General features: G+C 42.7%; 24 protein-coding genes and 1 other annotated feature. Of the genes, 2 read left to right on the forward strand and 22 right to left on the reverse strand.

Annotated elements, in window-relative coordinates:
• Positions 1 to 83 precede the first annotated feature (83 nt).
• Positions 84 to 275: a hypothetical protein gene (locus tag AFK25_RS11060; protein WP_009361757.1), complete on the forward strand. Its 192-nt coding sequence runs from the start codon at positions 84 to 86 to the stop codon at positions 273 to 275.
• On the opposite strand, the gene AFK25_RS11065 is transcribed toward AFK25_RS11060, so the two are convergent.
• The 8 genes from AFK25_RS11065 to hemA all read right to left on the reverse strand — a co-directional run bounded on the left by AFK25_RS11065 (position 260) and on the right by hemA (position 8,309).
• Positions 260 to 1,168, reverse strand: a complete 909-nt coding sequence (locus AFK25_RS11065; protein WP_240483403.1) for a protein kinase family protein — start codon at positions 1,166 to 1,168, stop codon at positions 260 to 262. The two genes, AFK25_RS11060 and AFK25_RS11065, sit on opposite strands and share 16 nt — an antisense overlap.
• A gap of 15 nt (positions 1,169 to 1,183) precedes the next feature.
• On the reverse strand, positions 1,184 to 2,089 hold the full coding sequence (locus tag AFK25_RS11070; protein WP_035065476.1) for a LysM peptidoglycan-binding domain-containing protein: 906 nt from the start codon (positions 2,087 to 2,089) through the stop codon (positions 1,184 to 1,186).
• Positions 2,090 to 2,176: 87 nt separating this feature from the next.
• Complete coding sequence (gene hemL, locus AFK25_RS11075; protein ID WP_035065473.1) at positions 2,177 to 3,472, reverse strand: glutamate-1-semialdehyde 2,1-aminomutase; 1,296 nt, start codon at positions 3,470 to 3,472, stop codon at positions 2,177 to 2,179.
• Complete coding sequence (gene hemB, locus AFK25_RS11080) at positions 3,472 to 4,455, reverse strand: porphobilinogen synthase (RefSeq protein ID WP_035065471.1); 984 nt, start codon at positions 4,453 to 4,455, stop codon at positions 3,472 to 3,474. The genes hemL and hemB overlap by 1 nt, the downstream gene beginning before the upstream one ends.
• On the reverse strand, positions 4,448 to 5,197 hold the full coding sequence (locus AFK25_RS11085) for a uroporphyrinogen-III synthase (protein WP_035065468.1): 750 nt from the start codon (positions 5,195 to 5,197) through the stop codon (positions 4,448 to 4,450). Before AFK25_RS11085 ends, hemB begins: the two co-directional genes overlap by 8 nt.
• On the reverse strand, positions 5,198 to 6,124 hold the full coding sequence (hemC, locus tag AFK25_RS11090) for a hydroxymethylbilane synthase (RefSeq protein ID WP_026011513.1): 927 nt from the start codon (positions 6,122 to 6,124) through the stop codon (positions 5,198 to 5,200).
• Positions 6,125 to 6,146: 22 nt separating this feature from the next.
• Positions 6,147 to 6,962, reverse strand: a complete 816-nt coding sequence (locus tag AFK25_RS11095) for a cytochrome C assembly family protein (RefSeq protein ID WP_019416762.1) — start codon at positions 6,960 to 6,962, stop codon at positions 6,147 to 6,149.
• Positions 6,963 to 6,974: 12 nt separating this feature from the next.
• Positions 6,975 to 8,309, reverse strand: a complete 1,335-nt coding sequence (gene hemA / locus AFK25_RS11100; RefSeq protein WP_035065465.1) for a glutamyl-tRNA reductase — start codon at positions 8,307 to 8,309, stop codon at positions 6,975 to 6,977.
• A 176-nt stretch (positions 8,310 to 8,485) separates the two neighbouring features.
• Here hemA and AFK25_RS11105 point away from each other — a divergent pair, with 176 nt between their 5' ends.
• Positions 8,486 to 8,959, forward strand: coding sequence for a LiaI-LiaF-like domain-containing protein (locus AFK25_RS11105; RefSeq protein WP_035065576.1), 474 nt, complete (start codon positions 8,486 to 8,488; stop codon positions 8,957 to 8,959).
• Between the two features lie 38 nt (positions 8,960 to 8,997).
• Here the strand turns inward: AFK25_RS11105 and yihA are convergent, their stop codons facing one another.
• From yihA to ilvE, 14 genes are all read right to left on the reverse strand, one after another.
• On the reverse strand, positions 8,998 to 9,579 hold the full coding sequence (gene yihA, locus AFK25_RS11110) for a ribosome biogenesis GTP-binding protein YihA/YsxC (protein ID WP_009361767.1): 582 nt from the start codon (positions 9,577 to 9,579) through the stop codon (positions 8,998 to 9,000).
• The gene (lon, locus tag AFK25_RS11115; protein ID WP_009361768.1) at positions 9,576 to 11,900 is read right to left on the reverse strand and encodes an endopeptidase La; all 2,325 of its coding nucleotides are present in this window, start codon (positions 11,898 to 11,900) and stop codon (positions 9,576 to 9,578) included. Before lon ends, yihA begins: the two co-directional genes overlap by 4 nt.
• Before the next feature lie 113 nt (positions 11,901 to 12,013).
• Positions 12,014 to 13,672: an ATP-dependent protease LonB gene (gene lonB / locus AFK25_RS11120; protein WP_026011512.1), complete on the reverse strand. Its 1,659-nt coding sequence runs from the start codon at positions 13,670 to 13,672 to the stop codon at positions 12,014 to 12,016.
• A 107-nt stretch (positions 13,673 to 13,779) separates the two neighbouring features.
• Positions 13,780 to 15,042, reverse strand: coding sequence for an ATP-dependent protease ATP-binding subunit ClpX (clpX, locus tag AFK25_RS11125; RefSeq protein ID WP_009361770.1), 1,263 nt, complete (start codon positions 15,040 to 15,042; stop codon positions 13,780 to 13,782).
• A 196-nt stretch (positions 15,043 to 15,238) separates the two neighbouring features.
• Entirely contained in the window at positions 15,239 to 16,525 is a 1,287-nt protein-coding gene (gene tig / locus AFK25_RS11130; protein ID WP_035065461.1) for a trigger factor, read from the reverse strand.
• A gap of 101 nt (positions 16,526 to 16,626) precedes the next feature.
• The gene (locus AFK25_RS11135) at positions 16,627 to 17,547 is read right to left on the reverse strand and encodes a DUF3196 family protein (protein WP_035065458.1); all 921 of its coding nucleotides are present in this window, start codon (positions 17,545 to 17,547) and stop codon (positions 16,627 to 16,629) included.
• Positions 17,548 to 17,630: 83 nt separating this feature from the next.
• Positions 17,631 to 18,215, reverse strand: coding sequence for a 3-isopropylmalate dehydratase small subunit (gene leuD / locus AFK25_RS11140; protein WP_009361773.1), 585 nt, complete (start codon positions 18,213 to 18,215; stop codon positions 17,631 to 17,633).
• Between the two features lie 12 nt (positions 18,216 to 18,227).
• On the reverse strand, positions 18,228 to 19,643 hold the full coding sequence (gene leuC / locus AFK25_RS11145) for a 3-isopropylmalate dehydratase large subunit (RefSeq protein WP_035065455.1): 1,416 nt from the start codon (positions 19,641 to 19,643) through the stop codon (positions 18,228 to 18,230).
• An 11-nt stretch (positions 19,644 to 19,654) separates the two neighbouring features.
• Positions 19,655 to 20,764 carry a 3-isopropylmalate dehydrogenase gene (gene leuB, locus AFK25_RS11150; RefSeq protein ID WP_009361775.1) on the reverse strand — a complete coding sequence of 370 codons (1,110 nt, stop codon included), beginning with the start codon at positions 20,762 to 20,764 and terminating at the stop codon, positions 19,655 to 19,657.
• 16 nt (positions 20,765 to 20,780) lie between these two features.
• Positions 20,781 to 22,325 carry a 2-isopropylmalate synthase gene (locus AFK25_RS11155; protein WP_009361776.1) on the reverse strand — a complete coding sequence of 515 codons (1,545 nt, stop codon included), beginning with the start codon at positions 22,323 to 22,325 and terminating at the stop codon, positions 20,781 to 20,783.
• The gene (ilvC, locus tag AFK25_RS11160) at positions 22,312 to 23,337 is read right to left on the reverse strand and encodes a ketol-acid reductoisomerase (RefSeq protein WP_009361777.1); all 1,026 of its coding nucleotides are present in this window, start codon (positions 23,335 to 23,337) and stop codon (positions 22,312 to 22,314) included. The genes AFK25_RS11155 and ilvC overlap by 14 nt, the downstream gene beginning before the upstream one ends.
• Positions 23,338 to 23,357: 20 nt before the next feature.
• Positions 23,358 to 23,876, reverse strand: coding sequence for an acetolactate synthase small subunit (gene ilvN / locus AFK25_RS11165; protein WP_035065573.1), 519 nt, complete (start codon positions 23,874 to 23,876; stop codon positions 23,358 to 23,360).
• The gene (gene ilvB, locus AFK25_RS11170; protein ID WP_009361779.1) at positions 23,873 to 25,591 is read right to left on the reverse strand and encodes an acetolactate synthase large subunit; all 1,719 of its coding nucleotides are present in this window, start codon (positions 25,589 to 25,591) and stop codon (positions 23,873 to 23,875) included. Before ilvB ends, ilvN begins: the two co-directional genes overlap by 4 nt.
• A gap of 66 nt (positions 25,592 to 25,657) precedes the next feature.
• Positions 25,658 to 25,912 (reverse strand) — a binding site (T-box leader).
• Between the two features lie 12 nt (positions 25,913 to 25,924).
• Entirely contained in the window at positions 25,925 to 26,827 is a 903-nt protein-coding gene (ilvE, locus tag AFK25_RS11175; RefSeq protein ID WP_009361780.1) for a branched-chain-amino-acid transaminase, read from the reverse strand.
• Between the last annotated feature and the right edge of the window lie 86 nt (positions 26,828 to 26,913).

The raw sequence follows: 26,913 nt of genomic DNA on the forward strand, positions 1-26,913 counted from the left end.
TGCCACATTTTCACTCCTTTATACATATGATAAAAAAGAAAAGCTCCTCGAAGGAGCGAAACATGTAAAAAGGATGTGAGCATATGCGTAAACGTTACAATCCGTACGCTTGGCCACCGTGGCTCAGAAAACTTCGCTTTATTGCTGAACAATGCATCATTCCAATTACTGTTGTTCAAGCGATCCGTACCATTTTATTTCCAACAACAATCGACGTCATTTTACTCGCTATTTTCATTTTTCTTTCATTCGCTTTACATTACGATTGGATTTGATTTGTTTCTTTCTTTTCTTCCCACTTCCCGATGACATATTCAATGTTTTTCATTTGCCAATACGCTCGTTGCCAAGCAGCTGTCATTTGTCGATGATGTCGCTGTTGTTCGTACTGATGAATGAGATGAACAAACCGATGTGGATCCACAAGTAAATGAAAAAATAAAAGTCGTTCATCTTCTTCAAGCGCTAATGTTTGTTCATATTGTGAAAGCCAATGTACAGCGTCATCACATATCATCGGATACGTATGCAAATATTGTCGGAAAAATAAAAGTAAATCATGAAATGGAGGCGCCCAGCGCGCTTGTTCAAAGCTAATAAAATACGATGTTCCGTCGTCTCGTTCGACATAATGTTGAAACGACGGGCGACCGTGAATATAACAAATACGAACCGTCTTTTTCTCCCGCATTCGCTCGCGCCACTCATTTAACGTATGTTCAGAAAATGCAATGGCGCGCATGACGTCAAGAAAATGGGTGCAGCATTGTAGTTGAAACGGAGACATATACCATTGTTTTTCACATGTTTCTATATAATGAGTCAATGTTTTTTTAGCGTTCTCAAGGGAAAGTTTGCGTTCTTCGTAATACCGCTCGATTTCTGTTTCTGTCGTTTGTATTTCTTTTAACGAATGTTTATGCCATCGTGCCAAATCATGAAAAAACGATGCCGCTGGATTCGTTTTTTCTTTTAACCATGGCATAATATAGTACCATTGTCCATCTCTCTTTTTCGTTTCATAAATAGGGATGGCAAGCGGGATGCGTAAGCGATGAGCTTGATCGATCGCCTGCCAATGTGCTAAAGATTTCATTCGTTTAAGCGCATATGTTCCTTTTATTGTTTTCCATTTTTCCACATTCTTCTGTTTTTTCACCGTTTTCATCGCCATGCAACCCTTTTACACTTTGCTTGGCGTTGGAATGTATAACAACTGGCCTTCGTGTATATCCGCACCGCTCTCTAAATGGTTTGTACGCAACAACTGTTGGACAGAGACATCGTATCGCTCGGCAATCTTGTCCAACGAATCACCTTGTTGGACAATACAAATTTTCAAACGTGCAAACGCCTGTTCTTCATTTTTGCCGAATAGCTTTGTTAAGTACAAGGCGTTTTCATTTCGTTTTTCGTTCGTATCTCTCCCTTTCATTTCAAGTTGGAACGATTGTTTTTCTTCTTTTTGTTCTTCTGCTCGTTCATCTTCTACTTGCTCATGTTGAAAAGATGGTTCTTCTACTTGTTCACTTTCTTCATGAAACATATAAAACGTTGGGACGTTGACGATACTCTCTTGTTCTTCTTCTGTTTCTTCCTGTTGATACACTTCTTCCCGAGCAACTGCTTCAAACGGCTCGAAATCGTCTACGTTGTATGGCTCCCATTCGTCATCTTCGCGATCATTATCCATTTGAATACCATGAATCGCGACTTCTGCAATTAAACGTAATTCATCTTTTCTTAAATCATAGTCGAACGATTCAATCATCACATACACTTGTTCAATGTCATCAATTCGCTCTTTCGGTACGGTGACATCGATCGGAAATTGATGCAAAAACTCGCCAATTTGCTCATCATTTATACGTACATGTTCCACATAGCGAACCGCTTCAAACGGTTGATCGTCTTCTCCGTCTTCTTCTCGTTTCGTATATTCTCCTGATAACTCTAGCACCCCACGAATGTACACATAATCTTCTTGTTCCTCAATCGTAATCGTCGGTTGTAGCGAAATGGATAATAATTGATCAACGTGATGTTCACGTCGAAAGGCAATCGCTTCTTCAATTGAAAAACGCAACATGCTCATCTCTCCTTCAACGTCCAAGTCATTTCACATTACTATGAGTATGAGAAGGAAAAAAGAAGTATGCATAAAAAAAGCGACGCCTTATAGGCAATCGCTAATTTTCGCAAACGCACGTCGCGCTGCTTCAATCGTCTTTTCAATATCTTCATCCGTATGCGTAGTCGATAAAAACATGCCTTCAAACTGAGATGGTGGCAAGAAAATGCCTTCGTTCGCCATTTCTTGATAATAGCGAGCAAACAAGTCTAAATCGGATGTTTTCGCCGTTTCGTAATTGATGACACGCTCATTTGTAAAGAAAATGCCGATCATCGAGCCAGCTTGGTTAATCGTATGTGGAATACCGTATGTTTTTGCCGCTTCGCTTAATCCTTCCGCCAATCGATTCGCTTTTTTCTTGAACGTTTCATATGTTTCTGGCGTTAATTGACGCAACGTTTCATAACCTGCTGTCATCGCCATCGGATTTCCGGATAACGTGCCTGCTTGATAAATCGGACCGCTTGGCGCAATTTTCTCCATGATCTCAGCACGGCCACCGTATGCGCCAACCGGTAGCCCTCCACCGATGACTTTTCCAAGACATGTTAAATCAGGAGTGACACCATAATAGCCTTGACCGCTATAATAGTCTACACGGAAACCTGTCATCACTTCATCAAAAATAAGAAGTGCACCGTATTCGTTCGTCACATCGCGCAACCCTTGCAAGAAACCTGGTTCTGGCGGAACGACTCCCATGTTTCCAGCGACAGGTTCTACAATGACAGCTGCGATATCTTCCCCAAACTTTTCGAACGCATAACGCACGCTTTGTAAGTCGTTATACGGGACGGTAATCGTATGTTGAGCAACCGTTTCTGGCACTCCCGGACTATCAGGCAAGCCGAGCGTCGCGACACCTGATCCGGCTTTAATTAAAAGCGAATCCCCATGTCCATGATAACAACCTTCAAATTTCACAATTTTATTTCGTCCTGTATATCCTCGCGCCAAACGAAGAGCGCTCATCGTCGCTTCCGTTCCTGAACTAACCATACGAATGATTTCAATAGACGGCATCCGTTCCATCACAAGTTTAGCAAGTTCATTTTCGATTAACGTTGGGGCTCCGAAACTTGTTCCTGTTTCTGCTACTCGTTTTAACGCCTCAACGACTTGGTCGTTTGCATGACCTAAAATCAATGGCCCCCATGATAAAACGTAATCAATATATTCATTGCCATCAATGTCGTAAATTTTTGATCCTTTTCCACGCGCCATAAAAATGGGATCCATTTTTACCGATTTAAATGCGCGCACCGGGCTATTTACCCCGCCAGGCATCAGTTTCACTGCTTCAGCATACGCTGCTTTGGAACGTTCATAGCTACGCATCACTTTTCCTCCTTTAACCAACGAGCAACGTCTTTCGCAAAATACGTTAAAATTAAGTCGGCTCCTGCTCGCTTCATGCTCGTTAACATTTCAAGCACAACCGCTTTTTCATCGATCCAACCATTTTGTGCTGCTGCTTTTACCATCGCATATTCCCCACTCACATTGTAAGCAACGATCGGCAAATGGAAATGATTTTTCAAGTCGCGAATAATGTCTAAATAAGACAGTGCCGGTTTCACCATTAAAAAGTCGGCTCCTTCGCTCACATCTGCTTGTGCTTCACGAAACGCTTCTAGGCGATTGGCAGGATCCATTTGATACGTTTTACGATCGCCAAATTGCGGTGCGCTATGCGCGGCATCACGAAACGGTCCGTAAAATGCCGAAGCATATTTGACCGCATAAGACATGATCGGGACATATGTAAAGCCTTCTTCATCTAACGCTTGACGAATCGCTGCCACAAACCCGTCCATCATATTGGACGGTGCGATGATGTCCGCTCCGGCTTTCGCTTGACTTACTGCTGTTTTCGCTAACAATTCAAGCGTATCGTCATTGATAATCGTCCCGTTTTCTACGATGCCACAATGGCCATGGCTCGTATAATGACATAAGCATGTATCTGCAATAACAACAAGTTCAGGAAACTCATTCTTTATCGCACGAATAGCACGTTGAACGATGCCGTGTTCACAATATGCTTGCGAAGCAATATCATTTTTTTCATTCGGCACACCAAACACGATAATAGAACGAATGCCTAAGTCAACAGCTGCGCGCACATCTTCAATGGCATAATCAAGCGATTGCTGATATACACCAGGCATGGATGGCACTTCATTTTTTATTTCCTCTCCTTCTATGACAAAAATTGGATAAATGAAATCTTCCGTATGAAGATGTGTTTCACGTACCATAGCTCGTAAATTGGCCGTTTGTCGCAAACGACGGTGACGTGCAAATTGCATATTATTCACTCCTTGAAAAATATTGGTGAAGTTGTTCAACCATCTCATCGATTGTATATGTATGTGGGCAAACGTGAACAGGAAGCCCGAACTGAAGCGCTGTTTGTTTCGTAATCGGACCGATACATGCGATTGTGACGAAAGACAAGTCAACGTTTTCCCCTGCGATCGCTTGTGCAAAACTATGTACCGTCGATGAGCTTGTAAATGTGATCGCATCAATCATTCGTTGCTGAAGAAAATGAATGAGTTTTGGCTTTGCTTCTTCGTTGTATGTCGTTTCGTATACAATCCAATCGGTCACGTTCGCTATGTTGCTTAATTGTTCGCGCAACGTGTCGCGCGCTAAGTTTCCTTTCACAAGCAAAACGCGCGCCTTCGCTGAAAGCAACGGCTTTAACGCTTCGGCCAAACTTTCAGCAACAAACTCGTTTGGAATCAAATCAACAACGACGTTTCGTTTTTGCAATGCTTGCGCTGTTTTTTCTCCTACCACCGCCACTTTCGGCCACGTCGGTGGCTTCATTTCGCCAATTTGCTCGAAAAAATATTTAACGCCATTTTGGCTTGTAAATACGATCCAATCAAACGTATGCCACTTGTGCAACAATTGCTGATCCGTCTGTTTCGCGCGTACGATGCGAATGAGCGGCAGTTCCACAGGAATTGCACCGTATCGTTCTAACGTTTGCGATAACGCTTTTGCTTGCGCTTTCTCGCGCGTCACAAGCACCCGTTTCCCCCGAAGCATTTATCCCAGCTCCTTTAATACACGTTCAATTAGCTGTTTCGCTCCTCGTTCAATTAATCGTTGTGCCGCTTCTATGCCTACTTCTTCTGGCTCTGTTCCTCGCACAACTTCTTTTAATACTTCTGTTCCATTCGGCGTTGCAACAAGCGCTGTCAGGACGACGACATCTCCATCAACGGATGCGTATCCAGCTACAGGAACTTGGCAACCGCCTTCAATGCGCTGTAAAAATGCGCGTTCCGCACGAACAGCGCGCGCTGTTTTCTCGTCAGTCAGCTTGTTTAACCATTGCAGTAGTTCTGTATCATCTTCCCGACATTCAATGGCCAATGCTCCTTGGCCAACGGCTGGGACACATATGTCGGTCGGTAAATATTGTGTCACTACTTCTTTCGCCCAGCCCATGCGATGCAAACCAGCAGCTGCCAATATGATCGCATCGTACTCATCTGTTTGTAGCTTGGATAAACGAGTGTCAATATTGCCGCGAATCCATTGGATTTTCAAGTCTGGGCGAACGGCTAACAGTTGTGCCGAGCGGCGTAAACTGCTCGTTCCAACAATCGCCCCACTCGGCAATTGTTCAAACGGAATATGCCCTTTCGAAATAAGTACATCGCGATGATCTTCACGCTTCGGTACACATCCGATCATTAATCCGTCAGGTAAAACAGCGGGCATATCTTTCATACTATGAACTGCAAAATCAATTTCGCGATCTAGCATCGCTTGTTCAATTTCTTTTACAAACAACCCTTTGCCTCCGACTTTCGATAACGTCACATGTAAAATTTGATCACCTTTTGTGACAATTTCTTTTACTTCAAACTCAAATGGCGCACCGAGCTGTTTCAGTTGCTCGATGACCCAATTCGTCTGAGTTAACGCTAACTTGCTTCGGCGCGAACCAACAATGATTTTTCTCATCATGCTTTTCCTCCAACAGTCGCTAAAAGTGAAATTGTGATAACGTGCCAAACAAAAAGAAATTAATAAGCAAAATAAGAAACGATCCGATATTCCAAAGCGCCATTTCTTTTCCTTGTATTCCTTTGACAGCTCGCTTATATAAATAAAAACTGTATGTTGCAAATACAGTAAACGAACCGAGCACTTTTGCGTCATATAAAACGAAATGATCTACTTTCATGTATGCCCAAACCATACCTAAAATTAAACTTAATAATAAAACTGGTACACCGACGCCGTTTAACACATAGGAAAGATCGTCAAGCTTCGCTAAGTCGCCGAGTCGCCATAACCGTTTTCCCCATTTTTTTTTCTTTAATAGCTCATATTGAAGCAAATATAAAAGCGAAAACATAAATGAAATCGAAAATGCTCCGTACGATAAAATGGCCATCGTAATATGAATAAACAATAGCTCTGACATGAGCTGTTCAGCAATGCCAACGGTGTACGGCGTCGGTGCGAACGTATGCAACGAAAGAATAAAAAACGCTAATACGTTTGTAAAAAAGACGAGGAAATCAACGCGCAGCCATCCGTTAATCGCAAGCGATAACGTAATAAGCAGCCATGCGTAAAACGATAGCCCCTCCGCAAGCGTTAAAACAGGAAATCTTCCTGTTTCGACCATTCTCGCAAAAAAGAAAAATGTTTGCATCCCCCAAACAATAGAAAGCAACCCGAAAGCAATACGGTTTGCCTTCCGGTTGTGGTGAAGAAAATCAATAAAATAAAACAAAACGGACGATGCATGTAAAAGAAGCGAGAGTTCATACCATCTCGTCATGTCAAACATATATGATCTTCCTTACGATTGAAAAGATGGTTCTGTTGCTCGCTCGTGAACACAGCTCATCTCTTTTTGTTGCTGCTTCACTTGTTGTTCAATATTGAAAATTTTCATAAACAACTGAAGCGCTTCTTCTGCATTGTCCTCTGCAGCCAATTCTTTTGCGCGCAAAATCGGGTCACGCAACAATTGATTGACGATGCTTTTTGTATGTTTGTTTAATACTTTTTTATCTCGTTCCGATAAATGTGGCAATTTTCTCTCTAAACTTTTCATCGTTTCTTCTTGAATGAGCATCGCCTTTTCGCGTAAAGCTGCAATAATAGGAACGACACCGAGCATATGCAACCATTGTTGAAACTCGTCCATTTCCTCAGCAATCATGCGTTCAATTTGCTCTGCTGCCTTTTTTCGCTCCGCCAAGTTTGCTTCAACAATATCTTGCAAGTCGTCAATGTCATATAAAAAGACGCTATCTAACTCAGCAAGCGCAGGATCTAAATCGCGTGGTACAGCAATATCAATCATAAAAAATGGACGACCTTTGCGCATTTTTTCAATTACTGCCATCGTTTCTTTTGTGATGACGTATTGCTTTGCGCCCGTCGAACTAATTAAAATATCCGCTTCTAGCAACGCACATTGCAATTGAGATAACGGCTTGGCATCCCCGTTAAATCGTTCCGCAAGTTGCTGCGCTTTTTCAAACGTGCGATTCACCACTGTTACGCGTTTGACGCCGCTTCCGTACAAGTTTTGCAACGCCAATTCTCCCATTTTTCCCGCACCTAAAACGAGCACATGTTTATTTTTCAAATCGCCAAAAATTTTTTTCGCAAGCTCGACAGCTGCATAGCTAACAGAAACCGCATTTGCACCAATTTCTGTTTCGGCATGTGCACGCTTCGCTAATGTAATCGCTTGTTTAAATAGCTGTTTAAACACCGTGCCTATTGTGTTTTCTTGTTGCGCTAAAAGGAAACTTGTGCGCACTTGCCCAAGAATTTGCGTTTCTCCTAAGATCATGGAATCAAGACCGCAAGCGACGCGGAACAAATGTTCAATCGCTTCACGTTCCTCGTAAATACGTAAATACGGAACGATTTGTTCTTTATCAAGCCCAAACCAATCCGCTAAAAATGTTTTTATATAATAACGCCCTGTGTTTAGTTGATCGACAACCGCATAAATTTCTGTGCGGTTACATGTCGAGACGATGACGTTTTCTAACATACTTTTTTGCTTTTGTAGCGCTTTCATCGCTTCAGCAAGTTCCGTTTGATTAAACGTCAATTTCTCACGAATTTCGACAGGGGCTGTACGATAGTTTACGCTGACAACGACGACATACATTCCCATCACCCCGAATTTTAAAGTCATCTCATTTCATTATAGCACGTCTATTTTGTTTTTTCCTTATAAAGTGTGAATACAATTTGACAACTTTCGATCTTTCTTAAATGCTGTTCATTTAGTAAACTAATGAACAGGTGCTGTTTTAAGTGTCGCACGGAATTGGGGGATTTTCAATGAAAAAACGTGGTATTTTTTCTGGCATTATTTTAATCGGTTTTGGAACGTACTTTTTACTAGAGCGATTTTCACTTTTTCCTTCTTTCCATACGTGGCCAACGTTGCTGTTCATGATCGGTATCGCTTTTTTAGGCCAAGCGTATATCGGAAAAGACTACTCCGCTATTTTGTCCGGTGTGGCGTTTACTGGGATCGGCATTCATTTTCATCTCGCTTCACGCCTTTCAGCGTGGCCAGATGATATAAGCGCATTGACGTTCATTATCGCACTCGGGTTGTTGTTACAATACGTAAAAACAAAGCAAGCATTGCTTCCTACCATTTTATTATTTACGCTATCCATTATTTTTTTATTTTCACATCGGCTTCAACAAATGTTTACGTCCGTGACATTTGATTCACTCATCCACATTTGGCCGATCGCATTCGTTTTGCTCGGATTGTACTTATTGTTCGTAAAAAAGGGGTAAATATACAAAAATGTGGGTCACTCACCCACATTTTTTATTTATATCCATTTTTGCAACGCACCCCATGCTTCATCTTTCCCTTGACCTGTCTCTGCAGAAAAAATAATGAGTTCGTCATCTGGAATAAGGCGCAATGTTTCTTTAGCGACCTTCGCATGTTGCTGCCATTTCCCGCGCGGAATTTTATCCGCTTTCGTCGCAATGACGAGCGTTGGAATGTTGTAATGCTTTAAAAATTCATACATCATCACATCATCTTTCGTGGGGGGATGACGCAAATCAACGATCAACAACGCTGCTTTCAATTGTTCGCGCGTCGTAAAATACGTTTCAATCATTTTTCCCCACGCTTCCCGTTCTGTTTTTGATACTTTCGCAAATCCATATCCCGGTACGTCGACGAAGTATAACGCATCATTAATTCGATAAAAGTTTAATGTTTGTGTTTTCCCCGGTTTAGATGATGTGCGCGCAAAATTTTTTCGGTTAATCATTTTGTTAATAAATGATGATTTTCCGACATTGGAGCGCCCAGCAAGCGCAAACTCAGGGAGTTGGCCTGCTGGGTATTGTTCTGGCTTCACAGCGCTAATGACCATTTCTACGTTTGTAATTTTCATTTTTCTCCACCTACCAAAGCATGTTCAAGTACATCATCAATATGTGAAACGAGAACAAACTGCAATTGTTTTTTTACGATCTCTGGAATATCTTCTAAATCTTTTTCGTTTTCTTTCGGTAAAATGACTTTCTTTAATCCGGCGCGATGAGCGCTTAATACTTTTTCTTTGACACCGCCAATGGCAAGTACACGACCGCGCAACGTAATTTCTCCCGTCATGCCGACAAAGCGGCTGACCGGTTTCCCTGTCAAAGCAGAAATCAGCGCTGTTGCCATCGTAATCCCTGCAGATGGACCGTCTTTTGGTACCGCCCCTTCTGGCACGTGAATGTGAATGTCTAGTTTTTCATGAAACTCTGGATCAATGCCTAATTGTTTTGCTTTCGAGCGAATGTATGTAAATGCTGCTTGGGCAGATTCTTTCATCACATCGCCTAATTGACCGGTAAGCGTCAATTTTCCTTTTCCAGGAGCAATCGATACTTCAATCGCTAGCGTATCTCCACCAGCTGCCGTATATGCAAGCCCTGTCGCTACGCCGACTTGGTCTTCGCTCTCCGCCTGTCCGTAATGATATTTCGGTTTTCCTAAAAACTCGCTCACATTTTTTTCTGTAATAACAATTCGTTTTCGCCCTTCTGATACGATTGTTTTCGCTGCTTTGCGGCAAATGGAAGCGAGCTGACGTTCTAAGTTGCGCACACCTGCTTCACGCGTATAATAACGAATGACTTGCATGATCGCATCATCGCGCATATGAAGCATTCGTTTTTGTAATCCGTGCGCTTCCATTTGTTTTGGCAATAAATGTTCTTTTGCAATGTGCAACTTTTCAATTTCTGTGTAACTTGGAATTGTAATAACTTCCATGCGATCTAATAATGGACGCGGGATTGTTGCGAGCGTATTCGCTGTCGCAATAAACATGACTTTTGATAAATCGTACGGCTCCTCAATGTAATGATCGCTAAACGAATGGTTTTGTTCTGGGTCCAATACTTCCAATAACGCCGCAGACGGATCACCGCGAAAATCGCTTGACATTTTATCAATTTCATCAAGCAAAAATACAGGGTTAATCGTTCCCGCTTTTTTCATTCCTTGAATAATCCGACCTGGCAAAGCACCCACGTACGTGCGACGATGACCGCGAATTTCCGATTCATCACGCACTCCACCGAGCGAAATGCGAACGAAATGTCGATTTAACGTTTTCGCAATGGAACGAGCAAGCGATGTTTTCCCAACACCCGGTGGCCCAACTAAACAAAGAATCGGCCCACGTAATGAATTGGTTAATTGTTGAACAGCTAAATATTCCAACACGCGCTCTTTTACTGTTTCAAGCCCATAATGCTCCTCGTTTAAAATTTTTTCCGCCCGATGAATATCGTGAATATCTTCTGTTTGTTTCGTCCACGGCAACGCAAGCAACCAATCTAAATAGTTGCGAATAACCCCGCTTTCAGCAGAGGCAGCTGGCACTTTTTCATAACGCTCTAATTCTTTTAGCGCAGTGGCTTTCACATGTTCTGGCATCCCTGCTTGTTCAATTTTTTCGCGCAACAAATCGATTTCGCCCGCTTTTCCTTCCTTTTCCCCGAGCTCTTTTTGAATCGCCTTCATTTGTTCGCGCAAATAATATTCTTTTTGCGTTCGCTCCATTGATTGCTTCACACGCTGGCTAATTCGTTTTTCTAAATGTAAAATTTCTTTTTCATTATGAAGAATTTGAATGATTTGATGGACGCGTTCTTTCACATCCACCGCCTCAAGCAACCGTTGTTTTTCTTCAAGCTTTAACGGCAAATGGGAAGCGATAATATCGGCCATTCGTCCCGCTTGCTGAATGTCCATGACAGACGTATAAATATCTGCGGACAATTTTTTAGATAGCTTTATGTACTGCTCAAAATATTCGAGCATTGTTCGACGCAACGCTTCAAACTCTATATCTTCCTTTTCGTTATCAACAAACGGTTCCACTTGCACGACATAGCACGGCTCTTCACTTACCCACTTGACTACTTTTCCACGCGATACCCCTTCCACTAACACACGAAACGTTCCGTTCGGGAGCTTTAACAATTGCTTCACGCGTGCAATCGTCCCCATCTCGTATACATCTTCAAGCTCTGGATCATCAATTTGTACATCTTTTTGTGACGTTAACAACACGAGATTTTCTTCCACCATCGCTTTTTCCAACGCTTGTACTGATTTTTCCCGCCCAACGTCTAAATGCAACACTGTCGTTGGAAACACAAGTAATCCTCTTAACGGCAAGAGTGGAATGACTTTATTTTTCTTTCTCGCCACAGCCCCGCACCTCCATCATACTTCTATTGCCCTATTGTATAGTACATTATAGCGTTTGTAAAATCTTTCATCGTAAAAAATCGACTTCAACGCTCCGTTGAAGCCGATGGCTCTCACATTCGTTCTGTTTTTGGTAGATGATGACGCATCGGAACAGAACGAACATGTTCGTGAAATAAAAAGGAAAGAACATCACTAATATGATCAACAGGAACAATTTCAATGTCTGTCACTTGTCTTAAAATCGACTGCATATTGCCGCGCGGAATAATGACCGTTTTCGCTCCAGCTTGCTTAGCTGCCTTTACTTTCGGAAAAATGCCACCAACAGGCTTCACGTTTCCATGTACACCGATTTCTCCAGTCATCGCTACGGTTGGATCAATCGGTAAACGATAAATCGCGGAGTAAATACCGATCGCCATCGCAACACCAGCCGAAGGACCATCAATCGGAACGCCGCCCGGAAAGTTAACGTGAATATCATATTGATCCGCAGGAACACCAAGTGTACGTAAAACAGTAATGACGTTTTCTATCGAGCCACGAGCCATACTTTTTCGCCGAATCGACTTTCCTTGTCCGCCAATTTGCTCCTCTTCGACAATGCCGGTCATATTGATCGTTCCCTTTTCTTTTGTCGGCAATACCGCAACTTCAATTTCTAATAGTGCTCCGCTATTTGGCCCATAAACTGCTAATCCGTTTACTAATCCGACTTTTGCTTCTTGCCCTACTTTTTTCTCATATCGCGGCGATAGTTGGCTCGATTGAATCACCCATTCAATATCTTGACGCAAAATTTTAGACCGTTTCTCCGAAATGACGATTCCCGCTGCAATTTGTAGCGTATTGACCGCTTCTCGTCCATTCCGAGCATACATCGCAAGCTCATCAACTGCTTGTTCCTCAATTGGAAGGTTTACTTTTTCAGCGGCCTTTTTCACAATTTGGGCGATTTCTTCTTGCTCTAACTCCCTAAAAAATACTTCCATACAGCGCGAGCGAATGGCTGGCGGAATTTCATTTGGCGTTCGTGTCGTGGCGCCAACAAGTCGAAAATCAGCTGGCAATCCGTTTTGAAAAATGTCGTGAATGTGGTTTGGAATATTCGGATTTTCTTCGCTATAATATGCGCTTTCAAAAAACACTTTACGGTCTTCTAACACTTTTAACAGCTTGTTCATTTGAATCGGATGCAACTCGCCAATTTCATCAATAAATAACACCCCACCGTGAGCATTCGTTACTGCTCCTTGTTTTGGTTGCGGAATACCGGCTTGTCCCATCGCGCCTGCCCCTTGATAAATCGGATCGTGTACAGACCCGATAAGCGGATCAGCAATACCGCGCTCATCAAATCGAGCAGTCGTTGCATCTAATTCAATAAATACAGCATCTTTTCGAAATGGAGATAGTGGATTTTTTTTCGCTTCTTCTAATACGAGGCGGGCAGCTGCTGTTTTTCCGACACCAGGTGGGCCGTAAATAATGACATGTTGTGGATTCGGTCCACATAATGCCGCTTTTAATGCTTTCATTCCATCTTCTTGGCCGACAATATCATCAAACGTTTTTGGACGCACTTTTTCAGCAAGTGGTTCTGTTAATGAAATGGAACGCATTTTTCGAAGTTGTTCCATCTCTTTTCGTGCTTCTTTATCAATTGAAATTTTTTGTGTGCGTTGACTTTTTAATAAATTTAAAAAGTAAAGGCCGATAATAATCCCGAAAAACAACTGAATAAGCAGCGCAATGTTTGTCCAATTCATGGCCGTTCCTCCTGCATATGTATTGTACGCATAGTATCTCCGAGCAAAGAAGGAAATAAACAAAAAAAGATCGACTTTCCGATTCGGAAAATCGACCTTTTTTTCATTTACGCTGATGTTTTTCGTTCGTACTCAACAACCGTTCCGTCGTGTAAAATGAGAAGCGGCGCTTTTTCTCCGCGTACCGTCTCTGCCGTAATGACGCATTTTTTCACATCTTCACGCGACGGTAATTCAAACATGACGTCAAGCATAATCCCTTCAATAATAGAGCGTAGACCACGCGCTCCTGTTTTTCGTTCAATCGCACGTTTTGCAATTTCACGAAGTGCTTCTTCTTCAAATTCAAGCTCGACATCGTCAAGTTCGAGCATTTTTTCATATTGCTTAACAAGGGCATTTTTCGGCTTCACTAAAATATCAACAAGCGCATCTTCATCGAGCGGTTGTAAGCTCGTAATAACCGGAAGACGTCCAACAAACTCTGGAATTAATCCGAATTTTAATAAGTCTTCTGGCAACACTTTCGACAGCAAATCTTTTTCTTCAACTTCCGCCTGTACATCTGAGCTAAAGCCGATCACTTTTTTCCCGAGACGACGTTTAATAATTGGTTCTAAACCATCAAACGCCCCACCACAAATGAATAAAATGTTCGTTGTATCAATTTGAATGAACTCTTGATGCGGATGTTTTCGTCCGCCTTGTGGAGGCACGCTCGCAATTGTTCCTTCTAAAATTTTCAATAGCGCTTGTTGCACACCTTCTCCCGATACGTCGCGCGTAATGGAAGGGTTTTCTGATTTGCGCGCAATTTTATCGATTTCATCGATATAAATAATTCCTTTTTCTGCACGTTCAATGTCGTAATCTGCCGCTTGAATAAGCTTTAATAAAATGTTTTCAACGTCTTCTCCGACATATCCCGCTTCTGTTAGCGATGTCGCATCAGCAATTGCAAACGGCACGTTTAAAATGCGAGCAAGCGTTTGAGCTAGTAATGTTTTTCCGCTTCCTGTCGGCCCAATCATTAAAATATTGCTTTTCGCTAATTCGACATCATCAATTTTGCTGTTTGAATTAATTCGCTTGTAATGGTTATATACCGCTACAGAAAGCGCTTTTTTCGCTTCGTCTTGCCCGATGACGTACTCATCTAAAATTTCGCGAATTTCCTTTGGCTTCGGTACGTCTTTGAACTCCACTTCTTCTTCCGATCCAAGCTCTTCTTGCACAATTTCTGTACACAATTCAATACACTCATCGCATATGTATACACCTGGGCCAGCAACAAGCTTGCGCACTTGTTCTTGCGTTTTGCCGCAAAACGAGCATTTCAACTGCCCTTTTTCATCATTAAATTTAAACATGATTTCACCCCTTATTTCTCTACTATCATATGTACACGAAAAAGAAAAAACGTTATGTATTCGTCATTTTATCATAAATCTTTAAAAGTATGCCAATAAAAACGCAAATGTGCGCGAAAAGTTAGAAAACTTTTATTACTGCAACTATATGTGGAAAGAACAAGGCACGTGATGTACCTTGTTCTTTCTCTTCTCATTATGCAACAACTTTGCTGTTTTCAACAAGGAAATCGATTGCTTTGCGCATTTTTAAGTCTTCTTTTAAGCCATCTAATGTACCTAAAAGCTCTTTTAACTTATCAACCGATAAGCTGTAAAGGTTCGCCATTTCCTCTAGTTCTTTCTCTACTTCTTCTTCTGTTACGTCAATGTTTTCTGCTTTGACGATCGCTTCAAGCGTCAATGTGACGCGAACACGTTTTTCTGCTTCTTCTTTCATTTGTTCACGAAGTGCCGCTTCATCTTGTCCAGAGAATTGATAGTATAAGTCAAGGTTTAATCCTTGCATTTGTAAACGTTGCTCAAACTCGCGAATCATGCGGTCTGTTTCGTTTTTCACCATCACTTCTGGGATGTCCATTTGTGCGTTTTCTGTTGCTTTTTGAACAACTGCATCGCGAAGTGCCGCTTCTGCTTCTTCTTTTTTCTCTTTTGTTAAACGCTCTTTAATTTTTTCTTTTAGCGCGTCTAATGTTTCTACTTCTTCATCTACGTCTTTCGCAAACTCATCATCAAGCGCAGGAAGTTGTTTTGTTTTAATTTCGTGCAATTTAATTTTGAACACAGCTGGTTTACCAGCTAATTGCTCTGCATGATATTCTTCTGGGAACGTCACTTCAATGTCTTTTTCTTCCCCAGCTGCCATGCCAATTAATTGCTCTTCAAATCCTGGGATGAATGTACCTGAACCGATCACAAGAGAATAGTTTTCTGCTTTTCCGCCTTCAAACGCTTCGCCATCAACGAACCCTTCGAAATCGATGACGACTGTATCACCGTTTTCTACTGTTCCTTCTTCTTTCACAACGAGCTCTGCATGACGCTCTTGCAAACGTTTTAATTCTTGTTCGACGTCTTCGTCAGTTACTGTATCATCTAATTTCTCTACTTCAAGCCCTTTGTATTGACCAAGCGTCACTTCTGGCTTCACAGTCACTTTTGCAGTGAAAATCAAGCTTTTTCCTTTTTCCATTTGCTCCACGTCGATTTCTGGACGATCGACTGGCTCAATGCCTGTTTCTTCAACAGCTTTTGCGTATGCCTCTGGCAATAAAATATCTAACGCATCTGCGTATAAAGATTCAACGCCGAAACGTTTTTCAAATAAAGAGCGAGGAATTTTTCCTTTACGGAATCCTGGAATTTGTACTTTTTTCACTACTTTTTTAAACGCTTCATCTAATCCTTCGTTCACTTTTTCAGCGTCCACTTCTACTGTAAGAACGCCTTGATTGCCTTCGAGTTTTTCCCATTTCGCCGACATGCTTATTTCCCTCCAACTTCAAAAATTCATGTAAATGAACTACATATATGTAGGCATACACGGTTTTATGTGTAATACAACCACTATATTATACCATACAATTATATACTTTCAACAGAGAGCCACAATTTTTCTGCTTCATAAAGTTTGGCAACGAGCGGATTTGTCCATACCGTTTGTCCCGTTTCACATTGCTCAACATATGTGTATAACGCATTTGCCCATTGTTGTGTGGAACCTTCTGGAAGAAACGGGTATGTCACAAACATGTAACGAAGCCATATTTGTTCACACCATTCATACATCGTTGGATTTTGTGTCGCCCACGTTTGTTCGATGATATCAAGCACTTGTTCTATCCAATGCTTTTGTTGTTGTTCATCGAGCTCAGCTGGAACGACCGTCATCGTTTGCCCCAATTTTTTTACGGTCATCGGCTCCATCACTTGTTCTTTCCTTAATATGTGTAACATCGTCGTTTTTACAATTGGATGTTTCATTTCATCATGTAAATAGCGAGCAAAAATAGAAACAAGGTGTGGAACGGTGCGCACATCTAATTGGTGAAGGGTGCGTAGTTGTTTCGTCCATTGATCGCTTTCGAAAATCGATTCGTATTGTTTTGAGCGTTGTTCGTGCTGAGACCGAATCATTTTTTCACTAAACTGTAAAAGCGGTAAAAACGGTGTGCAATCCATTCCTTTTCCCTGAAGTTTATGAATGACTGCGACAACTTCATCGTATTGTTGTAAATGGACGAGCATAGAGATGTATACCGTCCAATCCCCTCTGCCGCGCTCTAACAGTTGCTCACATCTTTCTTTTGCCTCTTCTACATGTCCCATTTCAAATAAACAGACGACAAGTGCCATTTCTACATCATCATCGTGAAGTTGCAGCTCTTTCAATTGTGTCAAATACGTATACGCTTCTTTATATCGCTTTTCTTTTAACGCATTCATCCCTTCTGTTAACAACCGCTCTTTTACATATGGATGCGGAACGACTTTTCGTTTTTTCATATTCGTTCACCTTCGCTTACATTTGCCTTTTAGTTTAACAATGTTTTTGACCAAACTCAACGAAAAACGCCCTCGACGAATCGTCAAGAGCGTGCTTTTTCATAGGCGATAATATATGGTTCATAAACGAACGTTAAGTCGATTTCGTCCCAACCTTTTAAAAGAAGCTGTTTTCGATACGGGTCAATATCAAACGCGCTTGTAAATCCTTCGTCATCAAAAACGACTTGTTGTTCAAGGGAAATAGTCAGCTCATAATCTGACCGCTCCGCTTGTTTTAATAAATACACGACATCTTCTTTTGAAAGTTTAATTGGAAGTAAACTATTTTTTAAACAGTTGTTATAAAAAATATCCGCAAAGGAAGGAGCAATGACAGCACGAAACCCATAATCAGCAAGCGCCCAAGGCGCATGTTCGCGCGATGAACCGCAACCAAAATTTTCATTTGCCACTAAAATCGTTGCTCCTTCGTTTTCAGGGCGATTTAACTCAAAATGCGGGTTTGGTGTCCCGTCTGGAAGATAGCGCCAATCATAAAAAAGAAATTGGCCAAATCCTGTGCGCTCAATTCGTTTTAAAAATTGTTTCGGAATAATTTGATCCGTATCCACATTGGCACGATCTAAACCAGCGACTTTTCCTTTATGAATAATGAATGGTTCCAACGCGTCTCCCTCCTATCGTACCGCTTCTTTATACAATGTGCGCACATCAACAAAATGTCCATAAATTGCCGCCGCAGCTGCCATCGCTGGACTAACGAGATGCGTACGTGCCCCTTTTCCTTGCCGTCCTTCAAAATTGCGATTTGACGTTGAAGCACAATGTTCTCCTGCTGGCACAGTATCTGGGTTCATACCAAGACACATGCTACAGCCGGAATCGCGCCATTCAAAACCTGCATCAATAAACATTTGAGCAATGCCTTCTTCTTCCGCTTGTTTTTTCACTTGTTGTGAGCCCGGAACGACGAGCGCCCTTACACCCGGTGCGACTTTTTTTCCTTTCACGATTTGTGCCGCTTCTCTTAAATCGCTGATGCGTGAATTCGTACACGATCCGATAAACACATGTTGAACAGCAATATCCGTCATTTTCGTTCCTGGCTTTAGCCCCATATACTGCAAGGCTAACTGAACTGCCTTTCTCTCCGTTTCGGTCGCAAACTCTTCTGGATAAGGGACGGTTCCATCAATTGGAGAACTCATCGCAGGCGTTGTCCCCCATGTAACGGTTGGAGCGATTTCACTTCCATCCATATGAATAACACGGTCATATACCGCTCCTTCATCTGTGCATAACTGTTTCCACTTTTCAACGGCCTGTTCAAACGCTTCTCCTTTTGGAGCATATTTTCGCCCGCGCAAATATGCAAACGTTACATCATCCGGAGCAATTAACCCTGCGCGCGCGCCTGCTTCAATCGACATGTTACAAATCGTCATCCGCTCTTCCATCGACAAACGACGAATAACATCGCCTGTAAACTCAAGCACATACCCTGTTCCGAAATCAACACCAAACTTTCCGATAATCGCTAAAATGACGTCTTTTGCTGATACACCCGGTGCCAATGCACCTGTGACGTTCACTTGCATCGTTTTCGGGCGGTGTTGCCATAACGTTTGCGTCGCCAACACATGTTCGACTTCACTCGTGCCGATTCCGAACGCTAACGCTCCAAAAGCGCCATGTGTTGACGTATGACTATCCCCGCACACGATTGTTTTTCCCGGTTGCGTCAATCCAAGTTCCGGACCGATGACATGTACAATGCCTTGTTCTGGACTGTTTAAATCGGCAAGCGGAACGCCGAACTCACGACAGTTCCGCTCCAATGCCGTCATTTGATTTCTTGCCACTTCATCTTCAACGACGAATCGATTGATCGTTGGAACGTTATGATCCATCGTCGCAAACGTTAAATCTGGGCGGCGCACTTTTCTTCCTTTTTGCCGCAATCCTTCAAACGCTTGCGGCGATGTCACTTCATGAACGAGATGTAAGTCAATGTATAATAAATCTGGCTTCCCATCTTCACGGTACACAACGTGCTCATCCCAAATTTTTTCAATAATCGTCTTTGGCGCCACCTCAATCCCTCCTACACATATACTTGCATAATTCGTTCAATCGCTACATCATCTAAAATGGCATCTTTTACTTTTTCGACCATTGCTGTCGTCGATAATACACAATCACCTTGTTGGGCAATGTCTGCGGTACGATATCCCGCATCCAACACCTGCTTAACAGCTCGCTCGATGACATCGGCCTCTTCTGTAAGTCCGAACGATAAGCGAAGCATCATCGCTGCTGATAAAATCGTTGCAAGCGGATTCGCTTTATTTTGTCCAGCAATGTCTGGAGCCGAACCGTGAATCGGTTCGTATAATGCAGGTCCGTCAACAGACAAGCTTGCCGACGGAAGCATGCCGAGCGATCCTGTTAACATCGATGCTTCATCGCTTAAAATATCGCCAAACATATTTTCTGTGACAATCACATCGAACTGTTTTGGTGAACGAACGAGCTGCATAGCCGCATTATCGACAAGCATATGTTCAAGTTGAACGTCCGGAAAACGCTTAGCGACTTGTTCAGCTACTTCCCGCCACATGCGACTTGACTCTAACACATTCGCTTTATCAACAGAGGTGACTTTTTTCTTCCGCTTTTGTGCAAGAGTAAAAGCAAACGTGATAATGCGCTCGATTTCTGCTCGTTTATAAAACAACGTATCAACAACCGTTTCTTCCCCTTTTTCCACACGTCGTTCACTCGGTTTTCCGAAATATAAACCTCCGACTAACTCCCGAACGATAACAAAGTCGGCTCCTTCAATCACATGTGGTTTTAATGGTGAAGAAGCTGATAAGCTGTTATAAAACGTCACCGGACGAATATTTGCAAACAAGTTCATTTCTTTCCGAATTTGCAACAGTCCTCTTTCGGGACGAACGTGCGGCGGATGACTGTCCCATTTCGGTCCACCAACAGCACCAAGCAATACCGCATCGCTTTGTTTACACATTTGAAGCGTTTGTTCTGGAAGCGGAGTTCCTTCACGGTCAATCGCTTCTCCACCGATCAAACCGTATGAAAAATGAAACGTATGTCCGAAACGATCACCAATCGCTTGCAAAACTTTTACCGCTCCTTTTGTCACTTCTTTTCCAATGCCATCCCCAGGTAACACAGCGATACGATACATAAAACATCCCCCTTTGTTATTGCGCGGCAAGCGCTTGTTCTTCTTTCATTTTTTCAATGACAAACATGCGATTGACGGCGTGAATATATGCTTTTGCTGATGCTTCTAGCACATCTTGTGCCGTTCCACGCCCGCTTGCTTCTTTACCATCGAGCGATACTTTCACATATACTTGCGCTAAAGCATCACGTCCGCTTCCAACGGATTCAATGCGATAGTCAAGCAACGTCACCGGCAATTGCAGCGCTTTTTCTAAAGCGTTATATAGCGCCTCGACGCTACCAGCTCCCGTTGCTGCTTCTTGAATGTCGTTTCCTTCTCCATCTTTCAGCACGACAACTGCTGTTGGAATTTGATTTGTCCCATACTGCACTTGAATCGAACATAATTGATAAAAGTTTTTATACGTATCTAGCTTTTCATCTAAAATAAGGGCGATTAAATCATCATCGGTAATATCTTTCTTTTTATCTGCTAAATCTTTAAAACGAACGAATAAACGATTCACTTCTTCTTCTGTTAACGAATAACCAAGCTCTTGAATGCGTGTGCGAAACGCATGGCGTCCCGAATGTTTTCCGAGCACCATCGAATTCGATTGCACGCCAACAAGTTGCGGAGATATAATTTCATACGTTGTTTTTTCTTTTAACACTCCATCTTGATGAATGCCTGATTCATGGGCAAAAGCGTTTTTACCAACGATCGCTTTATTTGGAGGGACAATCATTCCTGTTAACTTGCTTACGAGGTTGCTCGTTCGTTTAATCTCTTGCAAGTTCAAGCGCGTCTCAGCTTGGTAGTAATCTTTGCGAATATAAAGCGCGACCGCCACTTCTTCAATTGCCGCGTTTCCTGCTCTCTCGCCAATGCCATTAATCGTTCCTTCAATTTGCGTCGCTCCCGCTTCAATAGCTGCAAGCGAATTTGCGACGGCCATTCCTAAGTCATCGTGACAATGAGCAGACAAACTAATTTTTTCAATATTCCGAACATTTTTCTTTAAAAAAGAGAATATGTCGCCATATTGTTTCGGTGTAATGTAGCCGACTGTATCTGGAATATTAATGACGTTCGCTCCTGCTTCGATCACTCGTTCAATAATCGTCGCAAGAAACGGAAGATCGCTTCGACATGCATCTTCTGCTGACCATTGTACAATCGGAAAATATTTTTTCGCGTAACGAACAGACTCAACAGCTGTTTCAATCACTTGTTCTGGTGTCATGCGCAATTTATATTGCATATGAATAGGTGACGTGGCGATAAATACGTGTAATCGTGGTTCCGCCCCATCTTTTAGCGCCTCCCACGCCGCATCAATGTCTGACTGAACAGAGCGAGAAAGACCTGTAACCGAACAGTTGCGAACGGTTTGTGCGATCGCTTGAACGGCTTGGAAATCACCTTTTGATGCGGCAGGGAATCCCGCCTCGATGATATCTACACCGAGGCGTTCTAACTGCCGAGCAATTTCTAGCTTTTCATGCAAGTTTAAATTGACGCCCGCAGACTGCTCTCCGTCACGCAACGTCGTATCAAAAATGTTAATTTTTCGCACCGACCGTCACCACATCTTTCTGTTTAGCGTTGACAAACGGCATCATTTTACGTAATTCGCGGCCAACGACTTCAATTAAATGCTCGTTTTCGCGACGGTTAATCGCGTTAAACTCCGGACGATTCGCTTGATTTTCTAAAATCCAACCTTTTGCAAACTTCCCTGTTTGAATGTCTTCGAGCACTTTTTTCATTTCTGCTTTTACCGCATCGTTAATGATGCGTGGACCTGTAACAAAGTCACCCCATTGTGCTGTATCAGAAATAGAATAGCGCATGCCTGCTAAACCGCCTTCGTACATTAAATCAACAATAAGTTTTAACTCATGCAAACATTCGAAATATGCAATTTCCGGTTGATATCCGGCTTCAACGAGCGTTTCAAATCCTGCTTTGACAAGAGCAGTCAACCCGCCACAAAGAACCGCTTGTTCGCCAAATAAATCTGTTTCTGTTTCTTCTTTAAACGTCGTTTCAATTACACCTGCTCGAGCGGATCCGATCGCTTTCGCATACGCAAGCGCTGTTTCTTTCGCTTCGCCGCTTACATTTTGATATACAGCAATTAACGCTGGCACACCTGCTCCTTCTGTATATGTGCGACGAACTAAATGGCCTGGTCCCTTCGGTGCAACTAAAAAGACATCCACGTCGCTTGGTGGGACAATTTGGTTAAAATGAATATTAAACCCGTGTGCAAACACGAGGGCATTGCCCGGCTGTAAGTTTGGTGCAATTTCTTCTTTATATACTTTCGGCTGATGTTCATCTGGAAGTAAAATCATTACAATATCAGCTTGCTTTGTCGCTTCATCCACTGGCAAGACGACAAATCCATCTTGTTCTGCTTTTTCCCATGATTTACCTTTTCTCAATCCAATGATCACATCAACGCCGCTATCGCGAAGGTTTTGCGCATGGGCATGACCTTGAGATCCGTATCCGATAATCGCTACTTTCTTTCCTTGAATGTAAGCTTCGTTTGCATCGCCATTGTAATATACTTTTACCATAATAAAATCCTCTCCTTAATTTAAATGATGAATAGTGATTTATTTGTTGATGATGCGCGTTGTGAACCGCGCGGAAACGCTGTTGTTCCTGTTCTTGCGACTTCCTTTAATCCGTATGGCTTTAATAAGTCGATGAGCGCATCAATTTTTTCTGGCTCACCTGTTACTTGAACGACAAGACTATCGCGCGCCACATCGACAATCGCTGCACGAAACGGTTCAATTAATGTATAAATTTCACCGCGCGTCGCCGCTGTAACCGCCACTTTAATTAAAGCAAGTTCTCGAACGATAATCGCTTGATCGGTAATATCTACAACTTTTAACACATCAATTTGTTTGTTTAATTGCTTTGTAATTTGTTCAGCAATGCGTTCATCATCTACATTGACGACAAACGTCATACGTGAAACGCCTTCTGTTTCTGTATGGCCAACTGTAATGCTTTCAATGTTGTAATGTCGCTTCGTAAACAAACCTGTAATGCGATTTAATACACCCGGACGGTTGTTTACTGTCATTGTAATAATTCGCTTCACCATTTCACCCCCACCATCTCATGTAGCCCTTTTCCAGGTGCCACCATCGGATATACGTTTTCCCCTGGATGAACATGAAAATCAAGTAAAACCGGGGCATTTGTCGCAAATGCTTCTTTCAATACGTATTCTGCTTCTTCTTCCGTCGTTGCGCGCATCGCTTTCATGCCGTATGCTTCCGCTAACCGAACGAAATCCGGTTGATTCGGAATGAGAGAATGAGAATATCGTTTTTCATAAAAGATTTCTTGCCATTGACGCACCATGCCGAGTGCTTGATTGTTAACGATGACAATTTTAATTGGCAAATTCAACTCTTGAATAACCGATAGCTCTTGTAATGTCATTTGAAACCCACCGTCACCAACGATCGCTACAACCGTCGCTTCTGGTTGCGCCAATTGAGCACCAATTGCCGCTGGCAAACCGAATCCCATCGTTCCAAGCCCACCGGATGTAACCCAACGATGTGGTTGTTTAAATTTATAATATTGAGCGACCCACATTTGATGTTGACCTACATCTGTCGTCACAACCGCTTCACCGTTTGTATATTCGTGAATCATTTCAATGAGACGTTGTGGTTTGAGTACACCCGGTTCGCGTTTGTACATGAGCGGATATTCACGTTTCCATTCGTTTAACTTGTTAAGCCACTCTGATACATCTGGTCGCTTTCCGTTTTGTTCAATTAATTGAATGAGTGCTTCTTTTGCATCACCAACGATTGGAATTTTTGTTGGTACATTTTTTCCAATTTCCGCTGGATCAATATCGATATGAGCGACCGTTGCTTTTGGTGCGAAATGCGCTAAATTTCCAGTCACCCGATCATCGAATCGTGCGCCGACATTAATGAGCAAATCACACTCATACAGAGCCATGTTTGCTGTGTACGTTCCGTGCATTCCTGCCATCCCGAGAAATAGTGGATGATCGGCAGGAAAACCACCAAGTCCTAAAAGGGTATGAATGACAGGAATATTTTGTTGTTCAGCATATTGTTTTAACTGTTCATGGGCATTCGCATGGAGAACACCTGCTCCCGCTAAAATGACCGGGCGCTTTGCTTGACTAACTGCTTCAACAAGCTTGCGAATTTGCAAATGGTTCGGTTTTGTTGTCGGCTGATAACCTGGCAACTGTACATCTTGTTCGTAATCAAACTCCGCTTCAGCGACGGCCATATCTTTCGGAATATCGATTAATACAGGGCCTGGGCGCCCAGTCGTCGCAATATGAAATGCTTCTTTAATGATTTTTGGCAGCTCGTGTATGTCGCGTACTTGGTAACTATGTTTTGTAATAGGCATTGTAATTCCTAACACATCCGCTTCTTGGAAGGCATCTGAACCGATGACATTTGATGCCACTTGCCCTGTAAAGACGACGAGCGGAATAGAGTCCATCATTGCATCTGTTAAACCTGTCACGATATTTGTGGCACCCGGTCCAGATGTGGCAATGACGACACCAGGTTTTCCTGAAATGCGGGCATATCCTTCCGCTGCATGAATAGCGCCTTGTTCATGACGTGTTAGCACGTGGAATACGCCTGACTCATAAAGCTTGTCGTAAATCGGTAACACAGCACCTCCCGGATAACCGAAAATGACTTTTACGTTTTCTGCTTTGAGCGCCTCAATTAACATGAGCGCTCCACACAACGTTTGCTTTTTTGCTACTCTTTCTTTCACTTTCATATTCGCTGCCATTTTTTCACCCCTAAAAAAATGTGAAATAAGAAAAGCCTTCTCACCCCTCCATCGGTCCACGTGGACCAAAGGGGCGAAAAGGCTTGCATCCTTTCCGCGGTACCACCCTTCTTCGTGGCAAAGCCACCTCAGGAGCACGCGACAATCGTCGCAGCGCTCGATTTAATAACGAGTGACGTGCACCCGTCCGTCCCTACTAGAAATCGTTCAGGACGGCGCTCGGAGGGGAGTTCACTAGCGGAGACATCACCGGTTTTCAGCTTCCCCGGCTCTCTGTAGATGCCTAACCCGCTAGCTACTTATCCTCTTCAACGCTTTTCTCTTATTTACTTGTTATCCTGCATTCACATTTTGTGTAGCATATACTTTTACGCCTTCAGAAACAACTCGTTTACGAAACTCTTCTAACAACCGTTTCGTATGTTCACCCGGTACACCGTCACCAATGACACGACCATCGACTTTGACGACCGCAATGACTTCTGCTGCGGTTCCTGTTAAAAATACTTCGTCTGCTGTGTACACATCATGACGAGTGAACGGTTCTTCTTTAACGACATAACCGAGGTCTTTGGCGATGTCCATGATCGCATCGCGCGTAATGCCTTCAAGTGCCCCGACATATCCTGGTGGTGTATATAACACGCCATTTTTGACGATAAACACGTTATCTGCTGAGCCTTCAGCGACATATCCTTGGTCGTTAAGCATGAGCGCTTCGCTGACGTTTGCTAAATGCGCTTCAATTCGTACTAATACGTTGTTTAAGTAGTTTAACGATTTTACTTTCGGACTTAGTACATCTGGTCGATTTCGTCTCGTTGCTACCGTAACGACTTCGATGCCCGTTTCATATAAATGTTTTGGGAAGATTGCCAACGGTTCAACGATGACGACCACTTGCGGCTTTGGACATTTGTATGGATCAAGTCCGAGGTCACCGACACCGCGCGACACGACTACGCGAATATAAGCGTCCTCAAAGCCGTTTTTTTGCACCGTCTGGACGATAATATTTGTTAATTCTTCTTTTGTGTACGGAATGTTTAATAAAATGGATTTCGCTGAATTGTATAAGCGATCAATATGTTCTTTCATACGAAACACGTTGCCGCTATACACGCGAATGCCTTCAAACACCCCATCCCCATAAAGAAAACCGTGATCGTATACAGAGATTTTTGCATTTTCTTTTGTGACAAATTCATCGTTCAGAAAAATCCACTGTTCACTCAATGTTTTTCCCCTCTTCCCCTGTTCGCCGTCTCCTGCTTCTTATGTTGAGTGCGACTTTTGTTAGATTTATTTGAAAATTATCATAC

This window comes from Anoxybacillus gonensis (assembly GCF_001187595.1).
GTDB lineage: Bacteria > Bacillota > Bacilli > Bacillales > Anoxybacillaceae > Anoxybacillus > Anoxybacillus gonensis.

Coding starts and splice junctions, on each gene's coding strand:
- AFK25_RS11060 (WP_009361757.1), top strand. CDS start 84: ATGCGTAAACGTTACAATCCGTACGCTTGGCCACCGTGGCTCAGAAAA.
- AFK25_RS11065 (WP_240483403.1), bottom strand. CDS start 1,168: ATGAAAACGGTGAAAAAACAGAAGAATGTGGAAAAATGGAAAACAATA.
- AFK25_RS11070 (WP_035065476.1), bottom strand. CDS start 2,089: ATGTTGCGTTTTTCAATTGAAGAAGCGATTGCCTTTCGACGTGAACAT.
- hemL (WP_035065473.1), bottom strand. CDS start 3,472: ATGCGTAGCTATGAACGTTCCAAAGCAGCGTATGCTGAAGCAGTGAAA.
- AFK25_RS11085 (WP_035065468.1), bottom strand. CDS start 5,197: ATGCTTCGGGGGAAACGGGTGCTTGTGACGCGCGAGAAAGCGCAAGCA.
- hemC (WP_026011513.1), bottom strand. CDS start 6,124: ATGAGAAAAATCATTGTTGGTTCGCGCCGAAGCAAGTTAGCGTTAACT.
- AFK25_RS11095 (WP_019416762.1), bottom strand. CDS start 6,962: ATGTTTGACATGACGAGATGGTATGAACTCTCGCTTCTTTTACATGCA.
- hemA (WP_035065465.1), bottom strand. CDS start 8,309: ATGTATGTCGTCGTTGTCAGCGTAAACTATCGTACAGCCCCTGTCGAA.
- AFK25_RS11105 (WP_035065576.1), top strand. CDS start 8,486: ATGAAAAAACGTGGTATTTTTTCTGGCATTATTTTAATCGGTTTTGGA.
- yihA (WP_009361767.1), bottom strand. CDS start 9,579: ATGAAAATTACAAACGTAGAAATGGTCATTAGCGCTGTGAAGCCAGAA.
- lonB (WP_026011512.1), bottom strand. CDS start 13,672: ATGAATTGGACAAACATTGCGCTGCTTATTCAGTTGTTTTTCGGGATT.
- clpX (WP_009361770.1), bottom strand. CDS start 15,042: ATGTTTAAATTTAATGATGAAAAAGGGCAGTTGAAATGCTCGTTTTGC.
- tig (WP_035065461.1), bottom strand. CDS start 16,525: ATGTCGGCGAAATGGGAAAAACTCGAAGGCAATCAAGGCGTTCTTACA.
- AFK25_RS11135 (WP_035065458.1), bottom strand. CDS start 17,547: ATGAAAAAACGAAAAGTCGTTCCGCATCCATATGTAAAAGAGCGGTTG.
- leuB (WP_009361775.1), bottom strand. CDS start 20,764: ATGTATCGTATCGCTGTGTTACCTGGGGATGGCATTGGAAAAGAAGTG.
- ilvC (WP_009361777.1), bottom strand. CDS start 23,337: ATGGTAAAAGTATATTACAATGGCGATGCAAACGAAGCTTACATTCAA.
- ilvB (WP_009361779.1), bottom strand. CDS start 25,591: ATGGCAGCGAATATGAAAGTGAAAGAAAGAGTAGCAAAAAAGCAAACG.